We start from the raw sequence: 16284 nt of genomic DNA, 5'->3' as shown, positions 1-16284 counted from the left end.
GATGCTGAACTCCATTCCCCTCGTCGACCTTGGCGGCAACCTCGACCCGGGCGTTCCCTCTGCCAGGAAGGCGGCCCTGCAGCTTCACGAAGCGCTGAGCACCATCGGCTTTGCCTACATCTCGGGACACACCGTACAGCGCGCCACGCGCGACGCGGCCTTTGCGGCCTCGCGCGAGTTCCACGCCTCCACCCTCGAGCAAAAGCGCTCCCTCGCGATCAATGCCTTCCATCGCGGCTACATGGGCATGGCCACCTCGACCATCGTGACCTCGTCGGTGGCCAGGGTCACCAGGCCCAACATGAGCGAATCGCTGATGCTCATGCACGAACTGCCGCCGGACGACGCAGGCCTTCTCGCCGGCCTGCCGATGCAGGGGCCAAACCAGTGGCCCGGATGGCTGCCGGGCTTCAAACCCGCCATGACGCAGTACGTGAGCGAGGTCGACGCACTCGGCCGCTACATCGTGCGCCTGATCGCGATGAGCCTGGGCCTGGAGGCCACCGCGCTCGACCACCACTTCGACCACCCCACCACCTTCCTGCGCGCGTTGCACTATCCCCCGCAGCCGCCGGTCGAAGACGACCAGATGGGCTCGGCGCCCCACACCGACTACGGGATCATCACGCTGCTCGCGCAGGACGACTCCGGGGGCCTGCAGGTGCGCCCGCGCGGCGGCGACTGGATCGAGGCGCCGCCGATTCCGGACACCTATGTGCTCAACGTCGGCGACATGCTCGCGCGCTGGACCAACGACCGCTTCGTGTCCACGCCGCACCGCGTCATCAACCGCTCGGGGGGCGACCGCTATTCGCTGCCCTACTTTCTCGACCCCGGCATGGACGCGCTGATTGAATGCCTGCCGACCTGCACCGACGCGCAGCATCCGCCCCGCTACGAGCCGGTGTCCTACGGCGAGTACCTGCTCGAGAGGCTCGACAAGAACTACGCCTACCGCAAGCCGGCGAACGCCTGAACGGCCTCTTCTTCTTTTCTTCTCTTCCCAGGACGCAACCATGAAAGCCTTCTCCCGCCGCGACTGCCTGCAAGCCATGGCCGCCGCAGCCGGCATGTCCGCACTCGCGATGCCGGGCATGTCGTTCGCCGCGCAGAACCTCGTCGTCAACACCTACGGCGGACGCTGGGAAAAATTCTGGCGCTCCGACCTGATGCCCACGTTCATGAAATCGGCCGGCGTGGAAACTACGCTCGACGTTGGCCTGGGCAAGAACTTCGTGGCCAACCTGCGCGCAGCCGGCGTTGCGAAGCCGCCCTACAGCATCCTGATGGTCAACGAGAACATCGCAAGCCTGGTGCGTGCCGAAGGCTACTTCGAGCCCATTCCCGCGGCCAAGGTGCCCAACCTCGCAAGCGTGTACCCGATCCTGCGCAATGCCGAGGACAACGGGGTGCGCGGCATTGTCTCGACCATCGGCATCGGCTACCGCAAGGACCTGGTGAAGACACCGCCCAAGGCGTGGTCGGACCTGTGGAGCAACCCCGAGTTCAAGGGCAAGATCGGCCTCTACCAGATCGGCAACACGGCCGCGATGCTGTTCCTGCTGATGACGGCCAAGCTCTACGGCGGCTCGCAGGACGCGATCGACCGCGCCTTCACCGAGATCAAGAAGCTCCTGCCGTTCACGCAGGCCGACTGGAGCGGCACCCTGTCGACCATGCTCACGCGCGGCGACGTGACGGTGGCGGTGATCGACTTCCCCGAGATCGTGGCCCTGCAGAAAAAGGGCGTGCCCGTGGAGATGGTGGTGCCCACCGAGGGCGTGCTGGCCTTCGAACAGTCGTTCAACGTGCTGAAGAATGCGCCGGCCAAGGAAGAGGCTTACAAGTACCTCGACTTCATCCTGCGCCCCGACGTGCAGGAAATGATGGCCAAGGAGTTCTTCACCTCGCCGACCAACACCCGGTCGAAGCTTTCGCCCGACCTTGCCAAGGACGTGCCGGTGAGCGGGGACCGCATGAAGTCGATCTTCCAGTTCGACTGGGCCAAGGTGAACCCGCAGGTCGCGGCCATCACCGACCGCTGGAACCGGGAGATGAAGTGAGCGAAACCGCCTCCGCACGCGCCGCCACGGGCCGCCGCACCACGCGGGTGTCGCTCGACGGCCTGCGCAAGCACTTCGACAACGCACCCGCGCCGGCCATCTCGCACCTCGACCTCAAGACCGAGGAAGGCGAATTCATCTCGCTGCTGGGCCCGAGCGGCTGCGGCAAGACGACCACCCTGCGCTGCGTGGCCGGGTTCGAGTTTCCCGACGAAGGCCGCGTGCGCCTGAACGACGAGGACATCACCGACCTGCCGCCCGAGAAACGCGACATCGGCATGGTGTTCCAGAACTACGCGCTGTTTCCGCACCTGACGGTGTGGCGCAACCTGGCGTTCGGCCTGGAGATGCGTGGCATCGGCAAGGCCGAGTGCAAGCGCCGCATCGACGACGTGCTCGCGATGGTGCAGCTCACCGCCTTGGCCGAGCGTTATCCGCGCCAGCTCTCGGGCGGCCAGCAGCAACGCGTGGCGCTGGCGCGCGCGCTGGTGATCGAGCCGCGCCTGCTGCTGCTCGACGAACCGCTCGCGAACCTCGACGCGGTGCTGCGCGAGGACATGCGCGTGTTCATCCGCGAGCTGCAGAAGCGCGTGGGCATCACCACGCTCTACGTGACGCACGACCAGTCGGAAGCCATGGTGATGTCCGACCGCGTGGCCGTGATGCTCGGCGGCAAACTGCTGCAGTTCGACGTTCCCGAGGCGATCTACATGCGCCCGCGCAGCGTGGAAGTGGCGCGCTTCATCGGCCGCTCGAACCTCATCGAAGGCAGCGTCGAAGGCCTGACCGACGAACCCGGTCCATATCCCACCTACCGCGTGAGCACCGCACTCGGCAGCGTGCCGGCAAGCCACGACCAGCCCCTTGCGACAGGGCAGCCGGTGCACGTGACGATCCGCCCCGAGGCGATCCGCTTCCGCAACGACGGGCCTTACGCCGGGCGCGTGCAGTCGGCCTACTTCCTCGGCAGCACGGTCGAGCACACGGTGCAGTGCGCCGGTGGCCAGGGCCTGCTGGTGCAGACGTCGCCGGGCCGGCGCATGGACGCCGGCGCCCAGGCGGCCTTTGCCTTCGACCCGGGCCACGCCTGGATCATCGTGGCCGCGCCATGAGCGCAGCGCCAAGGGTGCGCCAATGAGCGCCGTGATGACAGCCGAAGCGCCGCCGCGCAGCAGCGCCCGGCGCAAGGCGCGCCCGGGACGCGGCGCGTTCTGGCTGATCGCACCGGCGCTGGTGCTGATCGGCGTGTTCCTGGTGCTGCCCTACCTGAACATCATCGCCATGAGCCTGCGGCCCACGGCCGTGGGGGCACCCTATGGCGCGGGCTTCACGCTCGGCAACTACGCCCATGCGCTCGGCGACGGCTACATCCTCGGCGTGCTGGCCGACACGCTTGTGCTCGGCGCGACGACCGTGCCCATCTGCCTGCTGCTGGGCTACCCCGTGGCCTACCACCTGGCGCGCACGCGTTCGCGCTGGGGCAGCCTGCTGTATGTGCTGGTGCTGTCGCCGCTCCTGGTGGGCGTGGTGGTACGCAGCTTCGGCTGGCTGATCCTGCTGTCGGGCAACGGCGTGATCAACCGCGTGCTGATCGATCTCGGGCTGGTCGAGACCGGGCTGCAGCTCATGAACAACCGCCTGGGCGTGACAGTCGCGCTGGTGCATGTGTTCCTGCCGTTCATGATCCTGCCGCTGGTGGGTGTGATCCAGAGCATCGACCCGACGCTGGAGCAGGCCGCGCGCTCGCTCGGCGCCTCCCGGTTCAAGGTGTTCTGGCGGCTCGTTCTTCCGATGTCGTGGCCCGGCATCCAGGCGGGCACGGTCCTGGTGTTCGTGCTCACGCTGAGCGCCTACGTGACGCCGGTGATGCTGGGCGGCGCGCAGGTCAAGACAATGTCAGTGCTCGTGGTGCAGAACCTGATCGACAACTTCCAATGGCCCACCGGTGCAGCGCAGGCGCTGGTGCTCTCGGCCTGCGGCATGGTGGCGGTGTGGGTCTATGCTCGCCTCACCGGGCGCTTCATGAAGGGCTTGCAATGAGAACGAAGCGCAAGCCCCTGGCCACACGCGTGGCCGATGCCATGGGCCTGGCGTACGTCGGCGCGGTCTACGTGTTCCTGCTGCTGCCGATCGCGGTGATCGTGCTGATGTCGCTCAACGCAGGCGAGTTCCTGACCTTTCCGCCGCAGGGCATCTCGCTGCGCTGGTTCGGCGCGCTGTTCGCCAACGAGGCCTTCATGCGCGCCATCGGCACCTCGCTGCAGGTGGCGGCAATCGCGACCGTGTGCTCGACCGTGATCGGCGTGGCTGGCGCGCTTTACGTGGTGCGCCATGCCACGCGGCTGCGCGAGGGCCTGCGCATGCTGTTGATGCTGCCGCTCATGCTGCCCGAGATCCTCACGGCGATCGCGCTGCTGTTCTTCCTGTACGCGAGCGGCGTCGGCACGCGCACGATGTTCGGGCTGCTGGTGGGCCACGTGCTGGTCACGCTGCCCTATGTGTTCACCAACGTCGCGTCGTCGCTCTACAACCAGGACGGCTCGCTGGAGCAGGCCGCGCGCAGCCTCGGCGCTTCGCCGTGGCAGGCCTTCGTGCGCGTGACGCTGCCGCTGATCAAGCCGGGCATCATCACGGGCGCGCTGTTCGCGTTCGTGATCTCGTTCGACCTGTTCAACATGTCCCTGCTGCTCAAGGGCATCGGCATGACGACACTGCCGCTGCAGCTGTTCGACTACCTGCGCTGGGACTTCGACCCGACGGCTGCGGCCGTGTCGACGGTGAGCATCGTGGTCACGCTGGTGGCCGTCGTCTGGGTCGACCGCACCGTGGGGCTGCGCCCGCTGCGTTTCGGCTAGGGCTGGAGCCAGCGGCGCGCCACGGCCTGCATGTCGCCCTGCGCAGCCTCCCACACCAGCTCCGGCGCCGCCACGTGCACACCCGGCGGCGCGATGCGCAGCGCCAGGTCGACCAGCTCGGCCACCTTCGACGCGCGCACCGGCTGCTCGCTCGTCGGCACCATGAAGCGCACGATGGAGAGCATCCACGCCGCGAGCCTTTCGGCGGGGTTGGCGAACTTTGCGTTGAGCGGCTTGCGCGCCGAGCGCACGAGGATCACGCGGTCGAAGCCGTTGGCGACCACGGCCTGCTCGTCGAGGCTCGCAAGGCCGCGCTTGAGTGCCTCGGGCAGCCTGCCCTGGTCGTGCGGCTGCACGATGGCCAGCGTTTGCACGCCGCAGGCGCGCAGCCAGCGCGCGAGCTCGGGCAGGTCCGAAGGCTGCGGCACCCAGAGCGCGCGTTCGCGGTCGTGGTAGAGCCGCGGCGGGTCGAAGGCGATGACCGCGCTGTCGGCCGATGCCAGCGGCCATTGCGCGATCGGCAGGCCGGGGGCGAGGTAGGTTTCAACGCCGCGCAGCCCGTCGCGGATGGGCTCGCGCGCCAGCACGCGCGCATGGGCGAAGCGGTGGCTGCCCGCCAGGCGGCGCAGCAGCTCCTGGCCCAAGGCGCCGGTCGCGCCGGCCATCAGCAGCGTGCCGGCGCCTGCCGCCGCAGCGGGCAATGCTGCGCGGTTCGCGCCTTGCAGCGCATGGAGAGGATCGAGGGCCATGGAGCCTTCTATGCTAACTTCGGCTTCCTTCTGCGGAGGTAATGCAAATGACGATGATGAAACGCTGGCTCCTGATTCTTGCGGCGGCGCTGTCGCTGAGCGGCTGCGGCTACAACCAGTTCCAGTCGCTCGACGAGGCCAGCAAGTCGGCCTGGAGCGAGGTGCTCAACCAGTACCAGCGGCGCGCCGACCTGGTGCCCAACATCGTGGCCACCGTGAAAGGCGAGGCCAGCTTCGAGCAGGACACGCTCACCAAGGTGATCGAGGCGCGCGCCAAGGCCACCTCGATCCAGGTCTCGCCCGAGACGCTCAACAACCCCGAGGCCTTCAACAAGTTCCAGCAGGCGCAGGGCGAGCTTTCCTCAGCGCTCTCGCGGCTCATGGTGGTGGCGGAACGCTATCCGGAGCTGAAGGCCAACCAGGCCTTCCGCGACCTGCGCGTGACGCTCGAAGGCACCGAGAACCGCATCACCGTGGCGCGCAACCGCTACATCCAGACGGTGCAGGAGTACAACGTGCTGGCGCGCAGCTTCCCGACCAACATCACGGCCAAGATCTTCAGCTACCAGCCCAAGCCCAACTTCTCGGTGCAGAACGAAGCGCAGATCTCGACGCCACCCACGGTCGATTTCAGTGCACCTAAAAAGTAAGACGCCCGCCTGATGGCTCTTGCCCTCTTCCGCCGCGCACTGGCCACCGTCCTGCTGGCTGCGGCCGCATGGGGCGGTCTTGCGGCGGCGGCATGGGCACAGGGCCTGCTGCCGGTGCCGGCGCTCACGGCGCGGGTGATCGACCAGACGCAGACGCTGGCCGACTCCGAGCGCGCCGATCTCGAAGCCAAGCTGGCCGCATTCGAACAGCGCAAGGGCTCGCAGATGGTGGTGCTGATGGTGCCCACCACCGAGCCCGAAGACATTGCGAGCTATGCCAACCGCGTGGGCAACGCCTGGAAGATCGGGCGCAAGGAGGTCGGCGACGGCATCCTGGTGATCGTGGCCAAGAACGACCGCAAGATGCGCATCGAAGTGGCCAAGGCGCTCGAGGGCGCGGTGCCCGACCTGGCGGCCATCCGCATCATCGACGAGGAGATGAAGCCGCGCTTTCGCAACAACGACTTCGCGGGCGGGCTGAACGCGGCCGTGGCCCGGCTCATCGGGCTGGTCGACGGCGAGGCGCTGCCCGCGCCTTCCAGTGGCGACGGCGGCAAGGATTCCAGCGAAGGCATCGACTGGGAGAACCTCGCGATCTTCCTGTTCGTGGGCGTCTTTATCGCGGCGCCGATCGTGCGCTCGATCGTCGGCAAGAAGCTGGGCTCGGTGGTCATGGGCGGCGGCATCGGCGTGATTGCCTTCCTCATCACGACCAGCATCGTCATCGCGGTGCTGGCGGGCCTGGCGGCGCTGATGGTGTCGCTGTTCTCGGCCGTGGCTGCGACGAGCCCGGGACGCCGCGGCGGTGGTGGTGGCGGCTTCGGTGGTTGGGGCGGCGGCGGTGGCGGCGGCTGGAGCAGCGGCGGCAGCAGCGGCGGCGGCGGTGGCTTCAGCTCCGGCGGCGGCGGCGATTTCGGGGGCGGCGGCGCCTCGGGGGACTGGTAGGCATGGCAACGGCAACGCTTTTCTCGAAGCTGGCCCGCATCTGGCGCCACCAGTGGATGGATGAAGCCGATGTGCGGCGCGTGCTGCCCGATGCCGCCATGGAACGCCTCGCGGCGCGCGTGGCCGCGAGTGAGCGCCGCCACAGCGGCGAGATCCGCATCTGCGTGGAGGCGGGCCTGCCATGGTCCTACCTGCGGCGCGATGCTTCGGCGCGCGAGCGTGCCGTCACGCTGTTCGGCAAGCTGCGCGTGTGGGACACCGAGCACAACAACGGCGTGCTGATCTACCTGCTGCTGGCCGAGCATGCGATCGAGATCGTGGCCGACCGCGGCATCGACGCGCGCGTCGACGATGCCGAATGGGCCGCAATGGCGCAGCGCATGGGCGCGGCCTTCCGCGAAGGCCGCTTCGAGGACGGGCTCACGCAGGCGCTGGAAGAGATGTCGGCCTTGCTGGTGGCGCATTTTCCGTTGGGCGAGAACGAGCCCGACACCAACGAGCTGCCCGACGAGCCCGTGGTTCTTTGAATTTCTCCCTCCCCTTCCGGGGGAGGGCCGGGGAGGGGGCAAGCGGCGTCGACACTGGGCACGCTCTGCCTGCCCCCATCCCAGCCTTCCCCCGGAGGGGGAAGGAGCTAAATCCTTACTCCGATGACGGCAGCGCCCACACGGCCGCGCCGCCCACCGCATAGAAACGCCGCCCCGGCGCGCGCTCCATCAGCCACCCGCCCGTGAACTCGCCGAAGGCCGGCAGCACGGCCTGCTGCGCATCGCTTGCAAAGCACGGCAGCCGCACGCTGTCGCGTCCCGGGCCGTGCAGCCTGCACACGGGATGCAGGTGCCCCGCGAGCACGAAGTGCGTGGCATGCGCCTGCGGATGGTGGCAGCAGGCAAAAGGCCCGAGCAGATAGGGCTCGTCGACCACCTCGATGCCGAGCGCGGCGGGCGGATCGCCCGCGCGGCTGTCGTGGTTGCCCCGCACCAGCACCATGCCGACGGAGGCGTGCGCGGCGCGCCAGGCGGCCAGCGCCGCCAGCACCTGCGGCGTGCGCGCCTGCGCCGCATGCAGGAAATCGCCAAGGAACACGATGCGCTGCGGCGCATGGGCCGCGACGAGCGCGTCGAGCCGCGCCAGGTTCTGTTGCGTGGTGCCGCCCGGCACCGGCTGGCCGAGCGCGCGGTAGGTCGCGGCCTTGCCGATGTGCAGGTCGGCAATGAACAGCACGCGGCCTTCGGGCCACCAGACGGCATGCTCGGGCAACAGGTGCAACAGTTCGCCTGCCCACTGGACGGGGAGCGCCGATGCGGGGAGATTCGAAGCGGTCACGGGCCACGAGTGTCGCAAAAGACGGCCGGGCCGGCGGCCGTCTTGCAATTCACCCCGCGGACCCCAGTTCTTCGTCATGACCGAAACGCCTTCGCTGCACATCGTCTGCCCGCACTGCCACACGACCAACCGCGTGCGCGCCGCGCAGCTGGGCAGTGCGCCCGACTGCGGCAGCTGCCACCGCGCGCTGTTCACCGGCCATTCCACCGCGCTGCCGGACGAAAAGACCTTCGACCGCCACATTGCACGCAATGAAATCCCGGTGCTGGTGGACTTCTGGGCGCCCTGGTGCGGCCCCTGCCGCCAGATGGCGCCGGGCTACGAACAGGCCGCGGCCCAGCTCGAACCGCAGGTGCGGCTGGCCAAGGTGGACACGGAAGCCGTGCCGGCGCTGGGCGCGCGCTTCAACATCCGCAGCATCCCGACGCTGGCGCTGTTCCGCGGCGGCCGCGAAGTGGCGCGCCAGGCCGGCGCCATGGGCGCGGCGGACATCGTGCGCTGGGTCAAGGCGCACGGCGCGGGCTGAGCAGGCTCACAGTGGCGGCAAGGACCGTGACGGCCGCCTGCGCTCGCGGCGCGGCGCGGCCGGCGGCTTGCCCGGCCCTTCCTGGCCGAATGCGAGCGTGCGCTTCACGCGCTCCACGCCCCCGGCCGTGACCACGCCGCCCGCGGCCTTTTCGAGCTGCTCGACCATGCGCGCAATGCGGTCGGCCACGTTCTCGTTCGACAGCTTTTCGCGGAACAGTTCGACCATGAGCGGGAACGAGAACGGCGTGGGCCGCTCGAGCGGCTTCAGCACCAGCTGCTGAGTCGCCATGCGCGCGAGGCTGGCACCCAGGCGCCCGATCTCGAGTTCCTGCGCAAGCAGTTCCTGCTCGGCCTGCAGCAGCAGCTTGTTCGCCGGGTCGTACTTGCGGAACACCTCCCAGAACAGCGACGAGGAGGCCTGCAGCTGCCTGCTGCTGCGCTTCTCTCCCGGATAGCCCTGGAAGACCAGCCCCGAGACGCGCGCAATCTCGCGGAAGCGGCGCTGCGCCAGTTCGCCCGCGTTGAGCGAGGCCAGCACCTCGTGCAGCAGCGTGGCATGCGCATCCTCGCCCTGCGGCAGGCGCAGCACCTGCGGCAGCAGCGCGGGCCAGTCGACCGGCGTGGCGCTCAGCAGTTCGAAGCCGTAGTCGTTCACTGCAATGGAGAAAGTGCGCGCCTCGTGCTGCGCCACGCGCCAGGCCAGCAGGCTCGCAAGCCCCATGTGCACGTGCCGCCCCGCGAAGGGATAGAGGAACAGGTGCGAGCCTTCGCGCGTGGCGAGCGTTTCGGCCAGCAGGGTCTCGGGCGTGGGCAGGGCCGACCATTGCTGCTGGATCTCGAGCAGCGGCCGCACGCATTGCAGCTCGGGCGATGGGTAGCGCCCCTCGCCGGCCAGCGCGAGCTGCTGCACCACCGCATCGGCCAGCGTGGTCGACAGCGGCATGCGCCCGCCGTTCCAGCGCGGCACCGCGGCGCGCTTGCCGGTGGCGCGCCGCACCCAGGCCGTCATGTCGTGGATGCGCACGAGCTCGAGCAGCCGGCCGCCGAACAGGAAGCAGTCGCCGGGCTTCATGCGCGCGACAAAGCCTTCCTCGACGCTGCCGATCCTGGCGCCGCCCATGTACTGCACCGCCATGCTGGCATCGCTCACGATGGTGCCGATGTTCATGCGGTGGCGCCGCGCAAGCCGCGCGTCCGGCACGCGCCAGACGCCCTCTGCATCAGGCACCGCGCGCCGGTAGTCGGGGTAGGCGGCCAGCGAAGGCCCGCCCTGCGAGACGAAGGCCAGGCACCACGCCCAGCTCTCGCGCGACAGATCCGCATAGGCGGCGGTGCCGCGCACTTCGGCATACAGCTCGTCGGGCACGAAACCGCCACCGAGCGCCACCGTGACCAGATGCTGCACCAGCACGTCGAGCGGCTGCACCGGCGTGTGGCGCGCCTCGATGTGTCCGGCCGCGATGGCCGCGCGCGCCGCGGCGCCTTCGACCATCTCGATGCTGTGGGTGGGCACGAGCGTGATGCGCGAGGGCCGGCCCGGCGCATGGCCCGAGCGCCCCGCGCGCTGCAGCAGCCGCGCCACGCCCTTGGGCGAACCGATCTGCAGCACGCGTTCGACCGGCAGGAAGTCCACGCCCAGGTCCAGGCTCGAGGTGCAGACCACGGCCTTGAGTTCGCCGTTCTTGAGGCCCAGCTCGACCCACTCGCGCACCGCGCGGTCGAGCGAGCCGTGGTGCAGCGCGATGATGCCGGCCCATTCGGGCCGCGCCTCGAGCATCGCCTGGTACCAGATCTCCGATTGCGAGCGCGTGTTGGTGAACACCAGCGTGGTGCTGCTGGCGGCAATCTCGTCGAGCACCTGCGGCAGCATCGTGAGGCCCAGGTGGCCGCCCCACGGAAAGCGCTCGGCGCGGCCGGGCAGCAGCGAATCGACAATCAACTTCTTGGGCACTGCGCCCTGCACCAGCACGCCCTGTTCACGTCCCAGCAGGGCGTGCATGGCCTCCTGCAGATTGCCCAGCGTGGCCGACATGCCCCACACGCACAACGCCGGGTTCCAGCGCCGCAGCCGCGCGAGCGCCAGCTGCACCTGCACGCCGCGCTTGTTGCCGAGCAGCTCGTGCCATTCATCGACCACCACCATCCTCACGCGGCCCAGCACCTCGCTGGCATCGGCGCGCGCGAGCAGCAGCGACAGGCTCTCTGGCGTGGTGACGAGCACGGTCGGCAGGCGCTCGTTCTGCGCGCTGCGCTCGGCCGGCGAGGTGTCGCCGCTGCGCGCGCCGGCGCTCCAGCGGTGCACGTCGATGCCCTGGGCATCCATCGCCTCGAGCGGCTGCTGCAGCGCGCGCAGCGTGTCGGCCGCGAGCGCGCGCATGGGCGTGATCCACAGCACGGTGAGCGGCGGCGGCGTGGTCTTTCCGCTGCGCGAGGAAGGCGGCGCTGCGGACGAGAACGCCTGCAGCGCGCCGAGCCACACGGCGTAGGTCTTGCCTGCGCCGGTGGTCGCATGCAGCAGCCCCGAACGCCCTGCAGCCACGGCCTTCCACACGTCGCGCTGGAACTTGAAAGGCTTCCAGCCGCGCGCTGCAAACCAGGCGTCGAGCGCCGCCTTGACTGCTGCTGCCCTGCTCCTTCCCCTTCCGGGGGAAGGCTGGGATGGGGGCACGCGGCCTTCGAGAGGCGGCGGATCCTTGATACGCCGCTGGCCCCCACCCCGGCCCTCCCCCGGAAGGGGAGGGAGAAATGCGGGGTCCGGTCGCTCGGTCATGACGGCAGCAGCGCGGCCAGCGTCTGCAGGGTGTCCGCTTCCACCACCGGCTTGTCCTCGCGCCAGCGCAGCATGCGCGGAAAGCGCACCGCGATACCGCTCTTGTGACGCGTGCTGCGCGCAATGCCTTCGAAGCCCAGCTCGAACACCAGCGTGGGCTTGACGCTCTTCACCGGGCCGAAGCTCTCGACCGTGGTCTTGCGGATGATTGCGTCCACGCGCGCCATCTCGGCGTCGGTGAGGCCCGAATAGGCCTTGGCAAATGGCACGAGCTTGCGGCCTTCCTGTTCGGGCGGACCGTCCCAGACGGCGAAGGTGTAGTCGCTGTAGAGGCTCGCGCGCCGGCCATGGCCGCGCTGTGCGTAGACGAGCACGGCGTCGATGCTGAGCGGATCGATCTTCCACTTCCACCACACGCCCACGTCCTTGGTGCGGCCCACGCCGTACTGCGCGTCGCGGCGCTTGAGCATCATGCCCTCCACGCCCAGGCTGCGCGCCGCCTCGCGCTGGCGTGCGAAGTCGCTCCACTCGATGCCGGTGAGCATCGGGCTCGGCAGCAGCGAGGGATGCTGCATGCGCGTGACGAGCTCGTCGAGCAGCAGCCGGCGCTGCGACTGCGGCAGCGCGCGCAGGTCGCGCCCTTCCCATTCGAGGAGGTCGTAGGCCAGCAGCACCACCGGAATCTCGCGCAGCAGCTTCGCGCCCAGCGTCTTGCGGCCGATGCGCTTCTGCAGCTCCGCGAAGGGCTGCACGCGGTCGTCGCGCCAGACGGCAATCTCGCCGTCGAGCACCGTGCCGTCGGGCAGCGCATCGCCCAGCACGGCCAGCTCGGGGAAGCGCTCGGTCACCAGCTCTTCGCCGCGCGACCACAGCCATGCGGCGCCTGCGCGCTTGACCAGCTGCGCGCGGATGCCGTCCCACTTCCATTCGACGATCCAGTCGGCCGGCGGGCCGAGCACGGCATCGAATTGTTCGAGCGGCAGGTTGAAGCCATGCGCGAGAAAGAACGGGTAGGGCTGACCGCTGGTCTTCTGCACCTGCTCCGCGCCCGACTCCGGCGCGATCAGCACGCGGTAGTCTTCCGCCCGCGGCCGGCCGCCGATGTGGGTGTAGCCCATGAGGCGCTGCGCCACGCGCTTGGGATCGATGCCGCCCACGCCCGCGAGCGCCTGCGTGACCTGCAGCTTCGACACGCCCACGCGGAAGGCGCCGGTGATGAGCTTGAAGTACACCAGCCGCTCCTCGGCCGCGAGCTGGCGCCACTGCGCGCGCAGCCGCGCGGGGAGTTCGTCGGGCGCCGCCTTGCCGGCTTCGCGCAGCGGCAGCAGGTGCTCCTCGACCCAGCGCGCCAGGCCGAGGTCGTGCACCTCGGTGGGCGGCGGCAGCAGCAGGGCGATGGTTTCGGCCAGGTCGCCGACCGCCTCGTAGCTCTCGTCGAACAGCCATTCGGGCAGGCCCGCGGCTTCCTGAGCGAGCAACCGCAGCAGCTTGGTGGGCACCAGCTGGCGCGGCTTGCCGCCAGCCAGGAAGTACACGGCCCACGCGGCATCGGCCGGATCGGCCTCGCGCAGGTAGCGCTGCAGCGCAGCCTGCTTGGCAAGGCTCGAGGTGCTGGCGTCGAGCTCGCGGTAGAGCGCGGCGAAATCCTTCATGCCTTTGCTCCTTCCCCTTCCGGGGGAAGGTTGGGATGGGGGCTCTCGGCGTCCCCATCGAGCGCCGCCTGCCCCCTCCCCTGCCCTCCCCCGGAAGGGGAGGGAGCTTCCTGGTCGTCCTCGTCGCCGTACTCGGTCCTGAAGCCCTGCGCGTCCAATCCGTTCTCGCTGAGCCAGCGCACCATCACCGCCACGCTGCCGTGGGTCACGAATACCCGCTCGGCCCCCGTGCCCGCAATGGCCTGCTGCAGGCCGGGCCAGTCGGCGTGGTCCGACATCACGAAGCCGCGGTCCACGCCGCGCCGCCGGCGCGTGCCGCGCAGCTGCATCCAGCCGCTCGCGAAGGCGTCGGCATGGTGGCCGAAGCGGCGCATCCACGGCGTTCCCTGGGCCGAGGGCGGCGCCAGCACCAGCGCCCGCTTGAGCAGCGCGGCATCGACGCCCGCATCGGTCACGCGCAGCGTCGGCGGCAGGGCCACGCCCGCGGCGCGGTACACCGCGTTGAGCGGCTCCACGGCGCCGTGCACCACGATCGGCCCGATGGAGGCGTCCACGCCATGCAGGATGCGCTGCGCCTTGCCGAAGGCATAGCAGAACAGCACCGACGCGCGGCCGGCCTCGGCATTGGTGCGCCACCAGGCGTCGATCTCTGCGAACAGCGCCGCCTGCGTGGGCCAGCGGTAGATCGGCAGGCCGAAGGTCGACTCGGTGATGAAGGTGTCGCAGGGCACGGGCTCGAAGGGTGCGCAGGTGCCGTCGGGCTCGGTCTTGTAGTCGCCCGAGGCCACCCACACGCGCCCGCCGTGTTCGAGCCGCACCTGCGCCGAGCCCAGCACGTGGCCGGCCGGATGCAGCGAGATGCGCACGCCGTAGTGTTCGATGTGTTCGCCGTACGCGAGCGTCTGCAGCGCGATGCCGTCGCCAAGGCGGGTGCGCAGCGTGCCGGCGCTGTCGGTGTGCGCGAGGTAGTGGCCGTGGCCGGCGCGCGCGTGGTCGGAGTGCGCATGGGTGATGACGGCGCGCGCCACCGGCCGCCAGGGGTCGATGTAGAAATCGCCCGGCGGGCAGTAGAGGCCCTCGGGGCGCGCCACCACGAGGTCGCCAGGGCGCAAGGCGGAACTGTGGGGCAGCGGCGCGGTCATGGCCCGACATCGTAGGCCGGCCCGGTGGTCCGCGTGCCGAAGGCCGGGCGCGAAGCGGTGTGGGCGGCGGCCTACGCTCGCTTCGCCGGCCCGGCCGTGCATGGCCCTGTGGAACAATCTTCGCCACTCACTCCCCATGCTGCATCCGCCTCGCCACTTCGTCTACCTCGATGCCGTCGCGCGCGCGGGGTCGATCCGCAAGGCGGCCGAGAAGCTGCACGTGGCCTCGACGGCGCTCAACCGCAAGATCCTCGAGATCGAGTCCGACATCGGCACGCCGCTGTTCGAGCGCCTGCCGCGCGGCGTGCGCCTCACGGCAGCGGGCGAGGTGCTGATCACCGCGGTGCGGCGCAGCATGGCCGACATGCGCTCGGCCGAGTCGCAGATCGAGCAACTGCGCGGGCTGGTGCGCGGCACGGTGCGCATCGGCTGCGCCGAATCGGTCGCGACCGACCTGATCCCCGGCACCATCGCGCACTACCAGCAGACGCACCCGGGCGTGCAGTTCCAGATCGTCTCGGGCGTCACGGGCAACCTGGTCGCGTCGCTGATGGCCGACGATGTGGAACTGATCCTGGTGCACGACCCGCAGCCCTCGGAGACGCTGCGCGTGATCAGCGCGATCGCGCAGCCGCTGTGCGCAATGCTGCGGCCCGACCATCCGCTGGCGAGGCGCGCCACGCTGCGGCTGGCCGATTGCCAGAAATACACCGTGGCGCTGGGCGACCGGTCGTTCGGCAGCCGCCGGCTGCTCGACGACGTGATGGCGCGCTCGCGCATCGCGCTGCAGGTCGCGCTGGAGGCCAGCACCGTGCAGACGCTCAAGGAGTTCACGCGGCAGACGGGCGCGATCAGCTTCCAGTTCCAGATCGGCACGCTCAACGAGGTGCGGCGCGGCGAGCTGGTGTCGATCCCGCTGTCGGACCGGGCGCTGGCGCACAGCCAGCTGGTGCTGGCGGCGCGCGCCGGCCGCATGCTGCCGATCGCCACGCTGTCGTTCATGGAAACGCTGGTCAACCGGCTGGCAGCGCTGCCGGGCTGAGCGGCCTGCGGCCGCGCGCCGTTCAAGCGGCAAGGCGGCGAATCGCGCACTGCACACAATTTGCGCTCGGTCCGAGCGAAACATTGCGCTGGAGGTTTGCACCCCGGCTGCCCATACTGCGTTCATCTGTTGCACCGCAGCATCCATGGACGCCCACACCCTCCTTCCCCCAGGCACTGCGCCGACGCAGGCCGCCACGCGCCCGCGCCTGGCCGTGCACCGCCTGCCGATGGCGCATCCGGGCGACCTCTCGGCGCTCGCCGCGCTGTTCGACGAGGGCGTGATCGAGCCCGCCCAGGTGGTGGCCGTGATTGGCAAGACCGAAGGCAATGGCGGTGTCAACGACTTCACGCGCGGCTACTTCACCCAGACGCTGATGAGCCTGCTGGCCGCGCGGCTGGGCCGGCCGGCCGCCGAACTGCTGCGCGAGCTGCCCTGCATCCTGTCGGGCGGCACCGAGGGTGTGCTGAGCCCGCACTACGTGGTGTTCGCGCGCACCGGGCAGCCCGCCGCGGCCGCCGGGCCCGGCCCGGGCGCGCTGGCGATCGGCACGGCCGTCAGC

General features: G+C 69.8%; 16 protein-coding genes. 11 read left to right on the top strand and 5 right to left on the bottom strand.

The genetic code is table 11. The features are described from left to right. The first annotated feature begins 1 nt into the window (after nt 1). Genes IB278_RS32130 through IB278_RS32110 form a run of 5 tightly spaced genes read left to right on the top strand, consistent with a single transcriptional unit; the run spans nt 2 to nt 4918 of the window. Entirely contained in the window at nt 2-976 is a 975-nt protein-coding gene (locus tag IB278_RS32130; protein WP_192328211.1) for an isopenicillin N synthase family dioxygenase, read from the top strand. Between the two features lie 40 nt (nt 977-1016). Then, nucleotides 1017-2063 carry an ABC transporter substrate-binding protein gene (locus IB278_RS32125; RefSeq protein WP_225613309.1) on the top strand — a complete coding sequence of 349 codons (1047 nt, stop codon included), beginning with the start codon at nt 1017-1019 and terminating at the stop codon, nt 2061-2063. Beyond that, nucleotides 2060-3175, top strand: coding sequence for an ABC transporter ATP-binding protein (locus tag IB278_RS32120; RefSeq protein ID WP_192328208.1), 1116 nt, complete (start codon nt 2060-2062; stop codon nt 3173-3175). The genes IB278_RS32125 and IB278_RS32120 overlap by 4 nt, the downstream gene beginning before the upstream one ends. Before the next feature lie 34 nt (nt 3176-3209). Beyond that, complete coding sequence (locus IB278_RS32115) at nt 3210-4103, top strand: ABC transporter permease (RefSeq protein ID WP_209501047.1); 894 nt, start codon at nt 3210-3212, stop codon at nt 4101-4103. Further along, a complete protein-coding gene (locus tag IB278_RS32110) occupies nt 4100-4918 on the top strand; it encodes an ABC transporter permease (RefSeq protein WP_225613308.1) in 819 nt (272 codons plus the stop codon). Before IB278_RS32115 ends, IB278_RS32110 begins: the two co-directional genes overlap by 4 nt. Here IB278_RS32110 and IB278_RS32105 read toward each other — a convergent pair. Next, a complete protein-coding gene (locus IB278_RS32105) occupies nt 4915-5667 on the bottom strand; it encodes a hypothetical protein (protein WP_145739681.1) in 753 nt (250 codons plus the stop codon). The two genes, IB278_RS32110 and IB278_RS32105, sit on opposite strands and share 4 nt — an antisense overlap. Nucleotides 5668-5723: 56 nt before the next feature. Here IB278_RS32105 and IB278_RS32100 point away from each other — a divergent pair, with 56 nt between their 5' ends. From IB278_RS32100 to IB278_RS32090, 3 genes are read left to right on the top strand one after another with little or no spacing between them, the layout of a single operon-like run. After that, entirely contained in the window at nt 5724-6317 is a 594-nt protein-coding gene (locus tag IB278_RS32100) for a LemA family protein (protein ID WP_145740549.1), read from the top strand. A gap of 12 nt (nt 6318-6329) precedes the next feature. After that, the gene (locus IB278_RS32095) at nt 6330-7262 is read left to right on the top strand and encodes a TPM domain-containing protein (protein WP_145739680.1); all 933 of its coding nucleotides are present in this window, start codon (nt 6330-6332) and stop codon (nt 7260-7262) included. 2 nt (nt 7263-7264) lie between these two features. After that, a complete protein-coding gene (locus IB278_RS32090; protein WP_145739678.1) occupies nt 7265-7789 on the top strand; it encodes a TPM domain-containing protein in 525 nt (174 codons plus the stop codon). Nucleotides 7790-7904: 115 nt separating this feature from the next. Here the strand turns inward: IB278_RS32090 and pdeM are convergent, their stop codons facing one another. Further along, a complete protein-coding gene (gene pdeM, locus IB278_RS32085; RefSeq protein WP_192328205.1) occupies nt 7905-8588 on the bottom strand; it encodes a ligase-associated DNA damage response endonuclease PdeM in 684 nt (227 codons plus the stop codon). A 76-nt stretch (nt 8589-8664) separates the two neighbouring features. Here pdeM and trxC point away from each other — a divergent pair, with 76 nt between their 5' ends. Further along, nucleotides 8665-9114 (top strand): thioredoxin TrxC, encoded by a 450-nt coding sequence (gene trxC, locus IB278_RS32080; protein WP_145739674.1) that lies wholly within the window; start codon nt 8665-8667, stop codon nt 9112-9114. A 6-nt stretch (nt 9115-9120) separates the two neighbouring features. Here the strand turns inward: trxC and IB278_RS32075 are convergent, their stop codons facing one another. Genes IB278_RS32075 through IB278_RS32065 form a run of 3 tightly spaced genes read right to left on the bottom strand, consistent with a single transcriptional unit; the run spans nt 9121 to nt 14680 of the window. Next, nucleotides 9121-11886, bottom strand: a complete 2766-nt coding sequence (locus IB278_RS32075; RefSeq protein ID WP_192328202.1) for a ligase-associated DNA damage response DEXH box helicase — start codon at nt 11884-11886, stop codon at nt 9121-9123. Beyond that, nucleotides 11883-13538 carry an ATP-dependent DNA ligase gene (locus IB278_RS32070; protein ID WP_192328199.1) on the bottom strand — a complete coding sequence of 552 codons (1656 nt, stop codon included), beginning with the start codon at nt 13536-13538 and terminating at the stop codon, nt 11883-11885. The genes IB278_RS32075 and IB278_RS32070 overlap by 4 nt, the downstream gene beginning before the upstream one ends. Beyond that, nucleotides 13535-14680 (bottom strand): ligase-associated DNA damage response exonuclease, encoded by a 1146-nt coding sequence (locus IB278_RS32065; RefSeq protein WP_192328196.1) that lies wholly within the window; start codon nt 14678-14680, stop codon nt 13535-13537. Before IB278_RS32065 ends, IB278_RS32070 begins: the two co-directional genes overlap by 4 nt. 136 nt (nt 14681-14816) lie before the next feature. Between IB278_RS32065 and IB278_RS32060 the strand changes: the two genes are divergently transcribed. After that, a complete protein-coding gene (locus IB278_RS32060; protein WP_192328193.1) occupies nt 14817-15722 on the top strand; it encodes a LysR family transcriptional regulator in 906 nt (301 codons plus the stop codon). 145 nt (nt 15723-15867) lie between these two features. Continuing rightward, nucleotides 15868-16284 (top strand): ring-opening amidohydrolase (locus IB278_RS32055; RefSeq protein ID WP_318646727.1); only part of this gene is annotated, 417 nt, incomplete at its 3' end.

It is taken from the genome of Variovorax sp. VRV01 (genome assembly GCF_014852545.1).
Taxonomy (GTDB): domain Bacteria; phylum Pseudomonadota; class Gammaproteobacteria; order Burkholderiales; family Burkholderiaceae_C; genus Variovorax; species Variovorax beijingensis_A.
This window is presented reverse-complemented; position numbering and strand designations above follow the sequence as displayed.